The following is a 16,268-nucleotide window of genomic DNA, read 5'->3' as shown; positions in this document are numbered from 1 at the left end:
GGCCCATCAACCGGGAATGTAGGCTCCCGCCATGCGCAGCGCGCGGATCAGGATATCCGTGGACTGGCCCAGCTCGTCGATGGCCTTTTTGTGATCGTTCTTCTTGGCGCGGGCCTCGGCATCGTTGCGGATGCCCTGGGCCTTGCCACGAAGGTCTTCGACCTGCTTGAGGATCATCGGATCCGGGTTCTTCTCCGAGATCGTCAGCTTCAGCAGGAAGAAGTGCGAGTCGTTGCGGTCGATCTCGTAGACGTACTCGTCGGCCGGCGAGTCGAACTTCAGCGTCTTGGTCAGCTTGTCGCCGTCGCGCAGCGCCGCGACCTCCTTGCTGACCGCGGTGTAGGCCCGCTCGACCACCACCAGCGCGCCCTCCTTGTTGCCCTTGGCGGCCATCGCCTCGGCTTCGCTGAGGGTCTGCTGGATCGCCGCCTTGCGCTCGGCGGCCTTGCCGGCCTGCTTCTTCTCCTCGGCCACGCGGGTGTAGGCGTCCATCAACGCCTTCACCGAGGCCACGCGGCTGGCGTAGACCTCCTGCGCGCGGTCGGCCTTGACCGAGCCTTCCGAGAGGCGGCGGGAGTGGTTCATCACCCCGTCCACCGCCTGGTTCAGCTTGGCGTCGGCCTGCTCGTACTTGCTGTTGGCGATGTCCTGCTTGGCCGCCTCGACCAGCGCGCGGGAGTTGGCCAGCGCCTTCTTGGCCGCGTCGTCGCCGCTGGACTCGATGGTCTTGCTGGCCACCGAGTGGCTGACCAGGTTGGTGACGAACTTCGCCTTCTGCTCGGTCGTCGAGGGCGTGACCGGCACGCGCTTGTCGGCCTGGGCCATGGGCTGCGAGCAGGCCAGGACCATCGCGAGGAAGGCGGCGGCGACGGCGCCGCCCAGTCTCAAGAGCACGTTCATGTTGTTCTTCCTTTTAGCGCGCGGCCTTGATGGCGGCGGGCTGCACCACGTCGCCGGTGTTGTTGCCCCACGAGTTGCGCTTGAAGGTGATCACCGCGGCGATCTCCTCGTCGTTGAGGTTCTCGGCCCACGGCGGCATCGCGGTGTTCTCGACGCCGTTCAGCACGGTCTTGATGTGCTTGTCGATCGGCCCGCGCACGACCTTGGAGCCCTTGAGCGCCGGGAAGGTGCCGGGCTGGCCCTCGCCGTTCTCGCCGTGGCAGCCGGCGCAGTTGTCGAGGAACACGGCCTTGCCCTTGGTCATCAGCTGATCCTTGGTCAGCGTCGCGGCCGGGGCGGCCGGCTTGGCCGGGGCGGCGGGAGCCGCGGCCGGAGCGGCGGCGACGGCCGGCGCCGGGGCCGGCGGGGCGGCCGGGGCGGCGGCGGGAGTCACCACCGGGGCCGGCTCGTCCGCGCTGTCGCGCGAGGCGTGCGACATGGCCATCTTGGCGTTCGACTTCGGCTTGGAATGGCACTTGGAGCATTCCGAAACCGGGAACGCCACCTTGCCGTGGCAGACGCCGCAGTACTGGCCCATCAGGATGGCGGCCATGCTGATCGGGTTGCCGCCCTTCTTGGGCACGAAGATCTTCGGGTGGCACTGCGCGCAGTCCAGCCACTCGGTGTGCGCCAGGTGCGGGTAGACGACGTCGGGCATGGAGCCCTTCACCTCGCGGATGATGTCGAGGTCCATCGTCTGCTTCGGCGTCTTGGTGCCTTCCTTGTCGACGCGCGGGAACACCGCGCCGGAGCGCAGCGCCTTCACCCAATCGACCTTGTTGCCGGAGTTGCCCTTGGGCAGCTCGCCGAAGGCTTCCTTGGGCGGCTGCAGGGCGCCGGTGCCGGCGTTGGTGGCGTCGTGGATGCCGTCGGAGGTCGGCGGCGCGTTGCTCTCGACCGAGGACTTCATCAGGCGGTTGAACTTGTTGGCGCCGTCCTGCGCCTGCGCCGGGGCAACGGCGAGGGACAGGCTGAGCACCAGCGCGGCGCCGAGCGCGCCCAAAGCCCTCATGCTGGGGGTGTTCATGCGGCTCATTTGGCACCTCCCGCGGGCGTCTGGCCGGCCTTGCTGGGCGGCGTCACCAGGCGGTCGATGGTGCTGTTGTGCACCTTCGTCGGCGTGTTGGGCTTGCCGGAATGGCACAGCGTGCAGTTCTCCACCGACCAGGCGATCTGCCCGTTGTGGCAGGCGCCGCAGAACTGGCCGTCGAAGATCTTCAGCATGGTGATGTCGTTGCCGCCGGCCTTGAACTGGAAGCCCAGGTCGCCGTGACACACCTTGCAGCGGAAGCGGATGCGGTGGAACCAGTGCGGGAACACGGCGGGCCGCATGCCGGCCGCGTCCGAATAGTTGTTGATGACGACGTCACCGTACTCGGCTTTCGCCTCGTTGATCTCGGCCGTCGCCAGGACGCCGGCGACCGCCACGACCAGCAGCGCGGCGGCGAGGCGCCATTTGGCAAGGAACCTTCTCAGCATAACGAACTCCTGGGCGAACGGGCATTCGCGCCCCGGAGCACCCCATTGCAAGACCCGAGCCGAATTGTGGATGCCTTGGAAACCCTGGATTCCGCCACCGCCACCGCCGCCGTCCGGGCCCGCTTGCCAAAAACGGGAAAAGCGGTCAGTACGCTCTCCCCAATTGGAAAAAGAAGCTTTCGCCGATTCCCTTGGGGCTGTTCATGATGCGGGCGATCAGGCTCGTGCGCAGCTTGCCGATCGTGTAGTCGAGGCGGTTGGTCCAGCGCTGCGTGCCGAAGCCGATGTCCTCCTCGCGCCGGTAGGCGGAGAAGTAGGAGCGCTCCGAGCGGAACATCGACGGCGGCTCCAGCGACAGGTCGGAGGTGAAGTTCAGCCGGTCCATGCCGAAGACGTTCATCATGCGGAAGCTGATGTTGCCGCCCAGCGAGTCGGTGGCGACCGCCTCGCCGCTGGCCGAGCGGAAGCGGGCGATCTGGTAGGTGACGGTGCCGCTCAGGCTGGTGAAGCGGTCGGGATCGTAGCCGCGGGTGAACATGATGTTCAGCAGCTGGCCGTCGGTGGCCGCGGTGCCGAAGGCGCGCGTGTCGTTGATGGAGATCTGCGCGTAGTCCCAGTTCTTGCCCTCGCGCGCCGTGCGGCCCAGCGAGACCGCGTGGCCGAGGCTGAACAGGTACCCGGCGTCGGAATAGCCGGTGCCGACCGACTGGTTGACGCTGAGCTGCAGCGGCGTCTCCAGGAACGGCAGCTCCAGCGCGTAGCGGCCGCCGTGGCTGGCGTTGACCGTCTCGGTGTGGGTGGTGCCGAAGCTGGAGTAGCGGTAGGTGACGCCGGCCGAGGTGCTCCAGTTCCAGTCGAGGCCCCCCAGGATCTGCTCGGTCGGCGACGAGTAGGTCAGGTTGGTGCGCCCGCCGTAGCGGATGGCCGAGTTGCCGGACGCCACCGCGGCCAGCGTCTGCTGCTGGCGCTGGTCGTAGCCGCCATCGACGCCGATGTTGCCGATCAGGCGCGGGGCGAACAGGTAGCTCGCCGCCAGGTCGACGAAGGCGGTCTTGTAGACGTTCTGCAGGCGCTGGTTCGTGTCGCGGTAGACCGCCTCGCCGTTCTCGCTGTAGGTGCGCGTCGCCAGCGAGACGCCCAGCTCCGGCAGCTCCTTCGGCCGCCACAGCGCGGTGGACACGCCCTGGAAGACCAGGCTGCGTTCGCTGTAGCTGGTGCTGTCCAGGGTGGTGTGGCGGATCGTCGTCACGCTCTCGGTCGTGACGTCGATGAACGGCACCGAGCGGTAGCGCCAGGAGAAGCTGGCCGAGCGGCCCAGCTCGCTGTCGCCGTCCGGGCGGCTGAAGTCGCGGTCGCGGTAGGTGAACCGGACGTTCAGGTCGTCCTTGTCGAAGGACCGGTTCACGTTCACGTCGGCTTCCTTGTAGCTCTCCTGGAAGCCGTCGTCGGAGCGCATGCGCGAGACGTTGATGGTGGTGCCGATGGACGTCCGGTCGAAGGACAGGATGCGCGACTGGATCGACAGCGTGTCGCCGGAGACGTCGGCCGGGTTGCTGGTGCCGAAGCTCAGCGAGCTGTTGGTGCGGTTGTAGGTGATCTCGACCGGGTACAGGCTGCGCGGCAGGATGCTCAGCGCGGCGCTGCCGGTCAGCATCAGCGAGCTTTCGCTGGCGCCCGTCGAGCTGCCCACCGCCTTGGTCACGTTCAGCGTGCCGGTCACCCCCGCCAGCCATGGGGCGTAGACGTAGGTGGCGCCTTCCAGGGTCTGCGTAACCGACTGCCGCATCGTGCGGCCGCTCTCGCCCGCCGCGCGGGCCGAGGAGAGCGTATAGCTCGTCGCGCCGTTCCAGCTCAGCGCCGGCCATTCGAAGCCCGAAACCAGGTCTTCGGCGGCGGCGCTGCGGGCAAGGATGGCGGCGAGGACGATGCAGCCGCTGTGCAGGAGAGGGCGCATGGCTCATGCCCCCTTGGCGATGCCGCCGCGCTCAGTTCCGGGCGGCGGAGGGCTTCGGCTTGAAGGGCTCGTCGATCCAGATCTTCGCCTCGCGGCGGAGCTTTTCGGTCATCTCGCTCCAGCGCTTGTCGCCGGTGTTGCGGCGGTACAGCTCGCCGGCGCGCTCGCGCACCTCGTCGAGCTTGCGGACCTGCGGCGCCTTGCGCTCGGTCATCTTGAAGACGCCGTAGCCCTGCAGCATCAGGATCGGCTCCGACAGCTCGCCCACCGGCAGCTTGTCGAGCGACTCCTCGACCTCGCTGGCCAGCATGCCGCGGTGCAGGTAGCCCATGTCGCCGCCGTTCTTCGACGACGGGTCGGCGGAATGCATGGCCGCCAGATCGGCGAAGGATTCGCCCTTCAGCAGGCGGGTGCGGATGCGCTCGGCCTCCTGCTTGGCGGCGTCCCAGGTGGCGCGCGGCGCGGACGGGTCGACCTTCAGCAGGATCGCCGACACGCGGGTGCGCTGCGGCTCGGTGAAGGAGGGGATGTTCTTGTCGTAGAAGGCCTTGAGCTGCGCCTCGGTCGGCGCCGGCACCTCGCGGACCTGCGCCTCCAGGCTGGCGCGCATGCTGTTCTCGCGCATCTTGGCGCGCAGCTGCGGCAGCGCCTGCTCGCGGATCTGCGGCCACTGCGGGCTGTCCTTGTACTGCTGCTCGAAGGCGGCGATGCGCGCCTCCACGGCCGCTTCGTCCGGCGCGATGCCGCGCTTGCGGGCCTCGGCCAGGACCAGGCGCTCGGTGATGATCTCGCCCAGCACCTTCTGGCGCAGCTCGGCCAGACGCTCGGGGCTGACTTGGCCGTGATAGAACGAGGCCCGCGCCGAACGCGACAGCACGGTTTCCAGTTCCATCAGGGTGATCGGCTCGGCGTTGACCTTGGCGATGACCGCCTCGGGCGAGCGTTCGATGCCCTGGGCCGGGAGCGACGTCGGCAAAAGGACCGCCGCGGAGGCGATCCAGGTTGCCAGAAGCAGACCGTGCTTCATTGGATTTCCTTTCCGATTCCGGCCGGGCGGCGGTATGCCGTCCGGCCGGATGTCAGGACACGTGCTGAGGGACGCGACCTACTTGGTGTGGCAGGTCAGGCACACCTGGCTGTTCGTGTTCGGGATGCGCAGGAAGGTCGCGTTGTCGGAGTGCGGATCGTGGCAGCTGGCGCACTCGACGTACGGCTTGTCGGTGCCGTTGACGTTGCGGGTGTAGAGGAACATGTCCTGCTTGTCGCGGGCCGCCGGGTCGAGCGACGCGGCACCGGACTCGACGTACCAGATGTTGTTGCCGCCCTTGACGATCTTGGAGGCCTGGTTGAAGTCGGCATCCAGGTTGGCGCCGGTGTTGCCCTGCCACTTCGCGTATTCCATGCCGACCGGGTGGTCGTTCTTCAGATCGCCGTCGCACATCAGGCAGGCCAGGCCGGTCATCTTGCCGGAGTTCTGGTTGGCGCCCTGCCAGCCGGCGGCGAAGGTCGCACCGTTGGCGTTGTAGCCGCCCGACCCCGGCGCGTTCAGCACCGTATCCATGGCCTGCGAGCCGTCATGGCAGCTCAGGCAGGCGAGCGACACCGACGAGCTGATGAAGCCGACCGTATCGACCGCGTCGAAGGTCTGCGAGTTGTACATCTTGCCCGAGAAGGACGCCGGGTCGGCGACCTTCTTGTTCCACAGGGGCGCCGCCGCCGTCGAGGACGAGCCGTGCGGGGTGTGACAGAACACGCAGATCTCGCCGACGTCCGTGGTCTTGTTGATACCCGGACCGTCCTTCGACAGATTGTGCTTCGTGCTGCGGATACCCGTCAGGCCGGCGGCGTCGGCGGAGCCCGAAAACGCCGCGAACAGACCCGTTACGACCGCAGCGGTCGCCGCCATCAGCGTAGCTGCGCGAACGAACGATAGGCGTTTCATTGTAGTCACTCCTCCAAGCCGTTCTGGTCTTTGGTGTCCTGACGGGCGGAAGTGCATGCCCCGTGCCAGACCCTGGAGGACCGTGATTCCCCGTTTCAGCCGGTGTGGAGGCGCGCCGGCGTCTTGAATGCGGGAAGCCCCCTCCCGGATTCGGGATGTTTCGGGCACCTCCGATGGGAGTTCCCTGGCCGAAATCGTTGGCCCGGGTGTTGCACCGCGGACCCGCGCCGACCCGGCTTGGAGAACCACGGTGAACGCTCCGGACATCGCGGCCGAACGCACCCTCCGCGGACGCACTATCCGGCGGACAGGAGCGGCACACCCGCCGCGCCGTCACCATCGAGACCGGCATCCCCCGGACATGCCGCGGCTCGACCGCGGCGGGCGGGGCCGGGGACACTGTTTCCGCACGCCGCTTCCCGCCGCCGTCGCCGCATTCCGCCGTTCCCCGCGGCCGGCCGAACGGGCACACTGCCGATAAGGCTTCCGCTCCAGCGAGACCCCCGATGATGAAGAAAGCCCTCCTGCTCCTGTTCGCGCTGACCGTCACCGGGTGCGGAACGCAGAACTTCTCGGCCACCGTCACCCGTTTCCACCGCGACCTGCCCCCGGCCGGCGAGACGTTCGCCATCCAGCCGCAGCAGGACCAGAGGGGCAGCGTGGAGTTCGACACCTACGCCGGCACCGTCGCCGGCCAGATGGTGTCCGCCGGATACAAGCCGGCCGCGCCCGGCAAGCCGGCCGACCTGGTGGTCGAGTTCCGCTACGGCGTCGACAACGGCCGCTCGGAGCTGGTCACCACGCCGCTGTTCGGGCGCGACACCTACTGGCAGCGTCAGAACTGCGCGCGCGTGATGCCACCGTTCGACTGCTACGTCCCGCCGGTGACCAACGACATCCAGAGCTTCACCGTCTTCACCCGCTGGGTCGAGCTGAGCGTCACCGACACCCGCAAGAAGGCCGCGCCGCCGGTGAAGCTGTTCGAGGCCCGCGCCTACAGCGAGGGCGTCAACCGCAACCTGCCCGAGGTGGTGCCGCCACTGATCGCCGCGCTGTTCACCGAATTCCCCGGCCTGAACGGCGAGACCCGCACGGTCGTTGTAACGCCCGATTGCTGCGGCAACAAATCAAAGTAATCACGCGCGGCCACGTTCCCGCTTCCGGGAAGAATCGCCCCCAAACTCAAGAAACCCCGCATTTCCAGGCCAGAAACGGCGCCGCCAACAGCGGCGCCGTTTCTGGCCTCTGCCTTGCAAAAGCGGAAGTGGCATTTGTGCTTCACGCAAGCACGTTCACTTCGGTGATGCGATGTACGCGATTTTTTCTTCGCCAGTGCGGCCCCGGCGCATCGCGCTGACCCTGGCGTTCGGCGCGGCCCTGACGGCCTGCGCGCAGACCCTCCCCGCCTCCCGCCTCGAAGCGCCGCTGCGGCCCGCGCCGACAGTGACCGCGGTTCCGGCGCCCCGGCCCTCCACCGACCCATGGTCGCCGCTGGTCCGCGAGGCCAGTCTGCGCTTCGGCATTCCCGAACCGGTGATCCAGGCGGTGATCCGCCACGAGAGCGGCGGTCGCGCCGAGGCCCGCAACGGCAGCGCCGTCGGTCTGATGCAGGTGACCCGCGACACCTACCGCGGCCTGAGCGGCCGGCACGGCCTGGGCCGCAACCCGGCCGACCCGCGCGACAACATCCTCGCCGGCACCGCGTACCTGCGCGCCCTGTACGACCGCTTCGGCTCCCCGGGCTACCTCGCCGCCTACAACTGTGGCCCGAAATGCTACGAAGCGGTGCTGGCCGGCCGCCAGAAGCTGCCGCGCAGCACGCAGGCCTACGTCGCGACGCTGTCCCGCGGCCTGCCCGCCGTCCAGACGGCGGAACGGCCGGACGGCGGCGCGGCGGTGGATTGAGGTCGTCCCCCGGGTAGGCGCACACGCCTTCTCATCGTCATCCCCGCGAAGGCGCATAGGCGCTGATTTAAGCGACCGGCGGCGTCCCCCGGCGCTCGTTTCCTTTCCAGACCGTCATCCCCGCGAAGGCGGGGATAACGGAAAATTGTTGTTGGTTCACGATGGCATAGCGAAACGGACGAGGGCGCTCAGCATCAAAGGAGGTGCTTTCAAGCGACTGCCCTGTCGCGTCCGCTTGCCAGACGCGCCCCGACCGTATAGGATCATAGTCATAGAAGCCCGGTGTCCGTGCGCAGCCGGGGGACGTGAACTGAACAGCCCCCGCACACTGTTCCACGGTGTTCCAAACTGTTCCACTCGGCCGGCGCACCGCTTGCATGTCTCCGCGCGCCCACGACCGCGCGGAGATCCCCATGGACCACACCATCGCACCAGCCCCGACGGCCGGGTGACCGGGGCATGCGGCCGCTCATCATCTTCCTGACCGGCGGAACGATCCTGGCGCTCCAGCTGATCGCGTCGCGCATCATGACGCCGTACTTCGGCGTCAGCCTGTTCATCTGGACCAGCATCCTGTCGATCACGCTGCTGTTCCTGGCGCTTGGCTACGCGGCCGGCGGCCGGCTGACGCGCGTGTGGGCGCGGCCGAGGCTCGACCTCGCGTTCCAGCTGGCGCCGGGGCTATCGGCCTTGTGGCTGGTCGCCGCCTGCCGGCTCTACCCGGCGGTCTTCCGGCCGCTGGCGCTGTGGGACCTGCTGGGCGGCAGCTTCGTCGCCTGCCTGATCCTGCTGTCCGGGCCGCTGCTGCTGCTCTCCGCGCTCAACCCGCTGCTGGTGGCGCTGAACCGCGACGCGGCGGCGGGCGACGACGGCGGCTCCGGCTGGGTCTTCTTCGTCAGCACCATCGGCTCGGTGGCCGGCGTGCTGGTCTGCGCCTTCCTCATCATCCCCTACGCCGGCAACCGCGATGCGGTGCTGCTGCTGGCGGCGGCGCTGTCGCTGACCGGTCTGCTGCGCCGCCGCGGCGACGGGCCGCTGGCCCGCCGGCACCGGCTGGCGCTCGCCGTGCTGAGCGCGGTCGGGCTGGTGTCGACCGGGCTGCTGGCCGAGGTGCCGGGCGGCGCCGTCCGCACCGCCCGCGACGGCGACGGCAACACCTGGACCGTGCTGGCCGAGGCACCCTCCGCCTTCGGCGGGCTCAAGGTGGTGTCCATCGCCGACCCGGCGGGAGTGGCGCCGGTGCGCGCCCTGCTGCGGGACGGACTGGTGCAGAACGCCATGGCCGCAGACGGCCGCTCGGACGCGCTGTTCGCCTACGCGCTGGAGAATCTGGCGCTGAGCGCCGTGCCGGCGCCGAAGCGGGCGCTGGTGCTCGGCCTCGGCGCCGGGTTCGTGCCGATGGCGCTGGCGGCCCGCGGCGTGAGCGTGGACGTGGTGGAGATCGACCCGAAGGTGGTCGAGGTGGCCGGCCGCCACTTCGGCTTCCGCGCCGGGGCGGTGGGCGTGCACACCGAGGACGCCCGCACCTTCGTGCGCCGCTGCGCCGAGCCCTACGACATCGTCCTGGTCGACCTCTTCAACGGCGACGGCATGCCCGAGCATCTGGTGACGCTGGAGTTCATGACCGACTTGGCGAATTGCCTGACGCCGGGCGGGGCGGTCGCCGCCAACACCTTTTTCGCCACCGGCAACCCGCTGTCGCAGCGGCTGCTGATCGCCACCATGACCCGCGTGTTCGGCCGCGTGCTGTTCCTGCCGGAGGACACCGGGGCGGAGCTGAGCAACGGCTACCTGCTGGCCAGCCGCACCGCGCCCCTCGACCGCCGCGCGGTGGGCACCGACGGGCTGCCGGACGACCTGCGGCCGGTGTTCGTGCGGGCGCTGCGCAACGGCCGCGTCATCGCCGCCGGCGACGCCACGCTGGCCGGCCTGGCGCCGCTGACCGACGACGCGAACGCCTGGAGCCGCGTCGGCACCGACTTCCAGGTCGCCTTCCGCCGTCATCTGCTGCGGCAGACGCCGGCCGAAATCCTGCTGAACTGAGGCCGCCCGTGACCGTCGCCGACACCCTGCACGCCGCCATCGCCCACCATCAGGCCGGACGCCTCGACGCGGCGGCGGAGGGCTACGCGCTGGTCCTGCGCCTCCAGCCCAAACACCCCGACGCCCTGCACCTGATGGGGCTGGTCGAGCACAAGCGCGGCAACGGCGACCTCGCGGTGGACTGCATCCGCCGCGCTCTGCGCTTCAATCCCAAATGGGCGGAGGTGCACGCCAACCTCGGCGCGGTGCTGTACGACCTGGGCCGGCTGGATCAGGCGGCGGCGGCGCTGCGCCAGTCCATCGCGCTGAAGAGGGACCATTACGAGGCGCACGTCACCATGGGCTTGGTCCTGCTCGCCCAGGGGCGCCCGGTGGACGCCGAGGCGTCGTTCCGCCGCGCCCTCGGCCTGCGCCCCGACGCCGCCAAGCCGCGTCTCAAGCTGGCGGACGCCCTGGCCGCGCAGGGCCGCACCGCCGACGCCCTCGCCGCACTCGACGGCCTGGACGACGGCGAGGCGCTCACCCGCCGCGGCACCGGACTGGCGGCGCTCGGCCGCGACGACGAGGCCGTCGCGGCGCTGACCGGGGCGGCGCGGCTCCTGCCCGGCGATCCCGGCCCGCACATCGCGCTGGGCAACCTGCATCAGGCCCGCGGCCGGCTGGCCGAGGCGGAAGCCTGCTTCCTGCGGGCCACCGACCTCGACCCGGACAGCGTCGCGGCCTGGAACAACCTGGGCAGCCTGCGCCAGGACCAGGGGCGCACCGCCGACGCGCTGGCCGCCTACGGCAAGGCGCGCGACCTGTGCCCGGCGATGGCGACGGTGCACTACAACATCGGCACGCTGCACGAGGATGGCGGCGCGCTCACCGACGCGATGGCGGCCTACCAGGACGCCGTGATGCACGACGGGGCGCACGCCGACGCGCACTGGAACCTCGCGCTGCTGAAGCTGCTGACCGGCGACTGGGCCGGCGGCTTCGCCGGGTACGAATGGCGCTGGAAGCGCAGCGGCGGCGAGCCCCTGCCCTCTTACCGCGCCTCCCAGCCCTGGAACGGCAAACCGAAGCCCGGCCGCAGCATCCTGCTGTTCGGCGAGCAGGGTCTGGGCGACACCATCCAGTTCGCCCGCTTCGCCGGCCACGTCGCCAGACTCGGCATGGAGGTGGTGCTGCACGTCCAGCCGCCGCTGGTCCGCCTGCTCCAGGGCCTTGCTGGCGTGCGGCAGGTGGTGTCCCGCGCCGACGCCCCGCCGCGCACCGACCACCACGCCGCGCTGATGAGCCTGCCGCACCTGCTGCGCCTTGCCCCCGAGGACGCGGCGGCGCCCGCCTACCTGAGCGCGCCCGCCGCCCCGCGCGGCGACCGGCGCCGCGTCGGTCTGGTGTGGGCGGGGGCGGCCGGGCACCGCAACGACGCCAACCGCTCGATCCCCGCCGACCTCTTCGCCGACCTCGTCCGCGGCGCGCCGGACATCGACTTCGTCTCCCTGCAGGTCGGCCCCGCGGCGAAGGACCTGCCCGGCGTCCCCGACCTCGGCGCGAGCTTCACGGACTTCGCCGACACCGCGGCGGCGATGGCCGGGCTCGACCTCGTGATCTCGGTCGACACCGCGCCGGCCCACCTCGCCGGAGCGCTCGGCGTGCCGGTGTGGGTGCTGCTGCCGGCGGTGCCGGACTGGCGCTGGGGGCTGGAGGGCGCCGACACCCCCTGGTACCCCTCGGCCCGCCTGTTCCGCCAGCCGCGCGCCGGCGACTGGCCCGCCGTGCTGGCCGCGGTCGCCGCGGCGCTGCCGCGCGCCGAATGGCTTCTCCGCACCCGCGACTGACACCGGACAAAAGAAACGGGCCCATGTCGCCATGGGCCCGTGAAGTCTTGCTTGGGAGGAGAACAACGAACCGGTAACGGGACTTACTGCTTGACGCCCTCGATCTCGAGGAACAGTTCGAGGTCGTCGCCGATGGCCGGGACCGAATAGGTCAGGCCGAAATCCGAGCGCTTGATCTTCGTGGTCGCCGACAGGCCGGCCATCTGCACCTCCTTGCGGAAGGGATGGGCGCCGGCGTTGTTCAGCACCGCGTCCAGCACCACCGCCTTGGTGACGCCCAGCATGGTAAGGTTGCCGTGCACCTTGGCGGCCTTGTCGCCGGTCTTCTCGACCTTGGTGCTGACGAACTTCATCTCCGGGAACTCGACCGAGTTCAGGTAGTCCGGCGAGCGCAGGTGGTCGTCGCGCTTCTGGTGGTTGGTATCGACGCTCTCGGTCTTGATGACGACCTCGACCTTGCTGTTGGCCGGGTCCGCCGGATCGAGCGCGAAGGCGCCGGACACCGCGTTGAAGCGGCCCCACAGGTTCGAGTAGCCGAGGTGGTTGACCTTGAACACGACGCTGACGTGCGCCGGGTCGAGCTTGTAGCTGTCCAGGGCCAGCGCGGGGGTGGCGGCGCCGGCGAACAGGCCGGCCAGCAGCAGGGCGGAAGCGAAGGTCTTCATGGGGTGGCTCTCGCGATGGGCGGAAATGCGTTGGTGCTCCTTCCTGTGCAAGCGGTGGGCCAGAGCCGCGCGCCCGCCGATCCGCGCCGCGGCGGCCCGCCGCTTCCCGATGCCGGGAAGCGCCCGCCGCCATTCCCGGGAATGGGAGGTCCGTCCCGCACGCTCGCGCCCGCATGCCCGCGTATTCCTAAACGCCTCCGGGATTTTTCCGGGCGCTCCGGAAACTGCACCGGATTTTGCAGACATGCCCCCGACTGATCGAATTGGAGGGTACGGTCATGCGCACCGGAGTTCTGCGCAAGCTGCTGGGCGGCATCCGCGTCAAGCTGACGGGATGGCTGCTGGTGTTCGCGGCGATGCCGGCCATCGGCGGCTTCGTCAGCGTCGTCGGCAGCGAGGGGCAGTTCCGCGCCATGGGCCTCCAACGCGCCGGCGACGCCGCCGTGCAGCTCACCGAGACCATCGACCGCAACCTGCTGCAGCGCTACGCCGACGTGCAGGCCTTCGCGCTCAACCGCGCCACCCAGGTGAAGGCGTACTACAACACACCCGACTACCCGAACCCGCTGACCGACGCCATGAACGCCTACATGCGCGTCTACGGCGTCTACAAGCTCATGGCCCTGGTCGATCCGCAGGGCAAGGTGCTGGCGGTGCCGAACATCGACGGCGCCGGCAAGCCGCTCGACACGCTGTGGCTCTACGACCACCAGTTCAAGGACGCCCCCTGGCTGAAGAAGGCGGTGGCCGGCGAGTTCCTGCAGGGCCGCAACGGCCTGACCGGCACGGTGGTGGAGCCGCCGGCCTTCGTGCCGGAGGTCGCCAGGCTGCACGGTTCCGACGGCTACAGCCTGGCCTTCGCCGCCCCGGTGCGCGACAAGGACGGCAAGCCGATCGCCGTGTGGGTCAACTTCGCCGACTTCGGCGTGGTGGACGACATCCTCGCCACCGCCTACCAGCACCTCTCCGCCGGCGGCATGCCGGGGACGGAGATCGTGCTGCTCGACCAGAAGGGCCGCACGCTGGCCGCCTTCGATCCGGAGGCCCGCGCCAAGGGCGCCACCCGCCGCAACCCCGCGGCGCTCGGCAAGGCACCGTGGCAGGAATCCGGCGCCGAGCCGGTCGCCAGGGTCCTCAAGGGCGACAGCGGCGCCACGCAGTCGCCACACCCCATGAAGGGCAGCGCCCAGGCGCTGGGCTACGCGCATTCCAACGGCGCCAACGACTTCCCGGGCCTGCACTGGTCGGCGCTGGTGCTGCTGCCGGAGAGCGAGCTGTTCGCCACCATCAACCAGCTCGAACGGCAGTTGCTGCTGATGGGCCTGGGCGCGGCCGTGCTGACGCTGCTGGCCGGGCTGGGCGTCGGCACGCTGATGAGCCGCCCGATCCAGCGCCTGACCGGCGCCATGGACCGCCTGACGCACGGCGACCTGGAGGCCGAGGTCCCGGGCACCGCGCGCGGCGACGAGATCGGCGGCATGGCCCGCGCCGTCGAGGTGTTCAAGGACAACACCATCGCCATGCGCCGCCTGGAGCGGGAGCAGAAGGAACACGACGCCCGCGCCGAGGTCGAGAAGCGGCAGATGATGCAGCAGCTCGCCGACCGCTTCGAGGCGAGCGTGAACCAGGTGGTCGAGACGGTCGCCAACTCCTCGACCGAGCTGGAGTACACCGCGCAGTCCATGGCGCAGACCGCCGACCAGACCAGCAGGCTGTCCACCGTGGTGGCGGGTGCGGCCGAGGAGGCGACGCGCAGCGTGCAGACCGCGGCCTACGCCGCCGAGAGCCTCGCCGCCTCCATCGAGCAGATCAACGCCAAGGTCTCGCAGTCCACCAGCATCGCCCGCGCCGCGGTGGACCGCGCCAACTCCAGCCAGGCGAACGTGCAGTCGCTGAACAGCGCGGCGCAGAAGATCGGCGAGGCGGTCAGCCTGATCCACCGCATCGCCGGCCAGACCAACATCCTGGCGCTCAACGCCACCATTGAGGCGGCTTCGGCCGGCGAGGCCGGCAAGGGCTTCGCCGTGGTGGCGAGCGAAGTGAAGGCGCTGGCCAACCAGACCGCCAGGGCGGCGGACGAGATCCGCCACCTGATCGCCTCGGTCCAGGCGGCCACCGGCGACGCGACGGCGGCGATGACCGACATCGGCGCCATCATCGGCCGCATCGACGAGGTGGCGGCGGACATCGCCGCCGCCGTGGTTCAGCAGCACACCGCGACGCTGGAGATCGCCCGCAGCACCCAGGTGGCGGTGGCGAGCACGGTCGAGGTCTCCGCCAACATCGCCAAGGTCAGCACGGTGGCGAGCGACGCCGAGAGCGCGGCGGAGAACGTGCTGTCCGCCTCGCACGGCGTGACCGAACAGTCCGGCCTGCTGCGCACCGAGGTCGAACGCTTCCTGCGGACGGTGCGGGGGTGATCTCATCAAGCCCTCCCCCTGCGGAGCAGGGGGAGGGAGGGCCCCGCGCGCAGCGCGGGAGGGTGGGGGCTACGGTCTTCCCGAAACGCCGCTGCCCCCTCCTAACCTCCCCCGCCGGAGGCGGGGGAGGGGCCGTGCTACCACCGCCCCTTCAGGAACGCCCCCAGGTCCCGGTCCGCGCACAGCACGTGCCCCTGGATCCACACGCGCAGCAGGCCGACCACGTCGGACAGCACCCGCGGATCCGCCTCCACCCGCACCACGAAGTCCGACACCACCGTCAGCAGCGCCTTGTGCTCGCGCACGTGCTCGGCGCGGCCGGGATAGCCGGCGCTGTCCATCACCGCCTCCTCGGTGGCGAAGTGGTAGTCGGTGTAGTCGATCAGCGCCTGCAGCACCGCCCCCGGCGTCAGCTGCCCCGGGTTCGCCTGCAGGGCGTGGAGCGCGCGGTTGTACAGCTCGAAGAGCTGCTGGTGCTGCTCGTCGATCTCCGGGTCGCCGACGGCGTGCGCCTCGGTCCATTCGAGCGGCGCGACGGTCCCCTCCATCGTGGAGCCTTCCTTTCCGAAACGGCAAATGCCGGACCGGGCCGCGGCGGGCGCCGCACCCCGGTCCGGCTCGACGGTGTGGTGGTGGTCAGACGGCGTTCTGGGCGACCGTGCGGCGCCCGCGCCGGCGGGCCGGGCGGCCGCTCTCCAGCGCGTTCAGCGTCGCCTCGCGCGCCCGCAGGCCGCGCAGCGTCGATGCCAGCACGGTGAGCATCATCAGCGCCGCCACGGCGTAGGCGGGCCAGACGTACGCGGCGTGGCCGCCCATCGCGAAGAACTCGGTCATGGCTCCCCTGCTCCTGTCCGTTCGGCGTTTCAGATCGTGCCCACTGCTTACGGCACAGCTTGGCCGTGCGCTTTGATCGAAAGCAAGCCGTCAGCCGCGCGCCTCGGAGAAGCGCAGCGTCTGTACCTTGCGGCCGATGATCTCGGCCTTGACGCGCAGCAGCGCGACGGTGACGAAGTACAGCGTGAAGGCCAGCGCCATCACCAGCAGCGGCCACAGCATCGGCCCGGCGATCGCCGGCCCGCCCATCTTGATGACGCT

14 protein-coding genes are annotated in these 16,268 nt (G+C 70.0%); 5 read left to right on the top strand and 9 right to left on the bottom strand.

What is annotated here, in order from left to right; translation table 11 throughout:
* Positions 1 to 6 precede the first annotated feature (6 nt).
* The 6 genes from ACRWK7_RS14185 to ACRWK7_RS14160 all read right to left on the bottom strand — a co-directional run bounded on the left by ACRWK7_RS14185 (position 7) and on the right by ACRWK7_RS14160 (position 6,314).
* Positions 7 to 900, bottom strand: coding sequence for a hypothetical protein (locus tag ACRWK7_RS14185; RefSeq protein WP_431856896.1), 894 nt, complete (start codon positions 898 to 900; stop codon positions 7 to 9).
* A 13-nt stretch (positions 901 to 913) separates the two neighbouring features.
* On the bottom strand, positions 914 to 1,975 hold the full coding sequence (locus ACRWK7_RS14180; protein WP_431856895.1) for a c(7)-type cytochrome triheme domain-containing protein: 1,062 nt from the start codon (positions 1,973 to 1,975) through the stop codon (positions 914 to 916).
* Positions 1,972 to 2,418: a c(7)-type cytochrome triheme domain-containing protein gene (locus ACRWK7_RS14175; RefSeq protein ID WP_431856894.1), complete on the bottom strand. Its 447-nt coding sequence runs from the start codon at positions 2,416 to 2,418 to the stop codon at positions 1,972 to 1,974. Before ACRWK7_RS14175 ends, ACRWK7_RS14180 begins: the two co-directional genes overlap by 4 nt.
* Positions 2,419 to 2,563: 145 nt before the next feature.
* Positions 2,564 to 4,372, bottom strand: coding sequence for a hypothetical protein (locus tag ACRWK7_RS14170; protein WP_431856893.1), 1,809 nt, complete (start codon positions 4,370 to 4,372; stop codon positions 2,564 to 2,566).
* 31 nt (positions 4,373 to 4,403) lie between these two features.
* The gene (locus ACRWK7_RS14165; protein ID WP_431856892.1) at positions 4,404 to 5,399 is read right to left on the bottom strand and encodes a peptidylprolyl isomerase; all 996 of its coding nucleotides are present in this window, start codon (positions 5,397 to 5,399) and stop codon (positions 4,404 to 4,406) included.
* A gap of 78 nt (positions 5,400 to 5,477) precedes the next feature.
* Complete coding sequence (locus ACRWK7_RS14160) at positions 5,478 to 6,314, bottom strand: cytochrome c3 family protein (RefSeq protein WP_431856891.1); 837 nt, start codon at positions 6,312 to 6,314, stop codon at positions 5,478 to 5,480.
* Positions 6,315 to 6,820: 506 nt separating this feature from the next.
* Here ACRWK7_RS14160 and ACRWK7_RS14155 point away from each other — a divergent pair.
* The 4 genes from ACRWK7_RS14155 (at position 6,821) to ACRWK7_RS14140 (ending at position 12,088) form a co-directional block, all read left to right on the top strand.
* Positions 6,821 to 7,450 (top strand): DUF4136 domain-containing protein, encoded by a 630-nt coding sequence (locus ACRWK7_RS14155; RefSeq protein ID WP_431856890.1) that lies wholly within the window; start codon positions 6,821 to 6,823, stop codon positions 7,448 to 7,450.
* 172 nt (positions 7,451 to 7,622) lie between these two features.
* The gene (locus ACRWK7_RS14150) at positions 7,623 to 8,219 is read left to right on the top strand and encodes a lytic transglycosylase domain-containing protein (protein WP_431856889.1); all 597 of its coding nucleotides are present in this window, start codon (positions 7,623 to 7,625) and stop codon (positions 8,217 to 8,219) included.
* A gap of 459 nt (positions 8,220 to 8,678) precedes the next feature.
* A complete protein-coding gene (locus ACRWK7_RS14145; RefSeq protein WP_431856888.1) occupies positions 8,679 to 10,262 on the top strand; it encodes a spermidine synthase in 1,584 nt (527 codons plus the stop codon).
* A gap of 8 nt (positions 10,263 to 10,270) precedes the next feature.
* Positions 10,271 to 12,088 (top strand): tetratricopeptide repeat protein, encoded by a 1,818-nt coding sequence (locus ACRWK7_RS14140; RefSeq protein WP_431856887.1) that lies wholly within the window; start codon positions 10,271 to 10,273, stop codon positions 12,086 to 12,088.
* 83 nt (positions 12,089 to 12,171) lie between these two features.
* On the opposite strand, the gene ACRWK7_RS14135 is transcribed toward ACRWK7_RS14140, so the two are convergent.
* Entirely contained in the window at positions 12,172 to 12,753 is a 582-nt protein-coding gene (locus tag ACRWK7_RS14135; protein WP_431856886.1) for a YceI family protein, read from the bottom strand.
* Positions 12,754 to 13,031: 278 nt separating this feature from the next.
* On the opposite strand from ACRWK7_RS14135, the gene ACRWK7_RS14130 reads away from it, so the two are divergent.
* Positions 13,032 to 15,173 carry a methyl-accepting chemotaxis protein gene (locus ACRWK7_RS14130; RefSeq protein ID WP_431856885.1) on the top strand — a complete coding sequence of 714 codons (2,142 nt, stop codon included), beginning with the start codon at positions 13,032 to 13,034 and terminating at the stop codon, positions 15,171 to 15,173.
* A 137-nt stretch (positions 15,174 to 15,310) separates the two neighbouring features.
* Here the strand turns inward: ACRWK7_RS14130 and ACRWK7_RS14125 are convergent, their stop codons facing one another.
* Both ACRWK7_RS14125 and ccmD read right to left on the bottom strand, forming a co-directional pair.
* On the bottom strand, positions 15,311 to 15,721 hold the full coding sequence (locus ACRWK7_RS14125; protein WP_431856884.1) for a bacteriohemerythrin: 411 nt from the start codon (positions 15,719 to 15,721) through the stop codon (positions 15,311 to 15,313).
* An 88-nt stretch (positions 15,722 to 15,809) separates the two neighbouring features.
* Positions 15,810 to 16,007, bottom strand: a complete 198-nt coding sequence (gene ccmD, locus ACRWK7_RS14120) for a heme exporter protein CcmD (RefSeq protein ID WP_431856883.1) — start codon at positions 16,005 to 16,007, stop codon at positions 15,810 to 15,812.
* Positions 16,008 to 16,268: the final 261 nt, after the last annotated feature.

This window comes from Azospirillum sp. (assembly GCF_050789165.1).
Note: the sequence above shows the minus strand (reverse complement) of the source record. Positions and strands in the feature narration are given on the sequence as shown.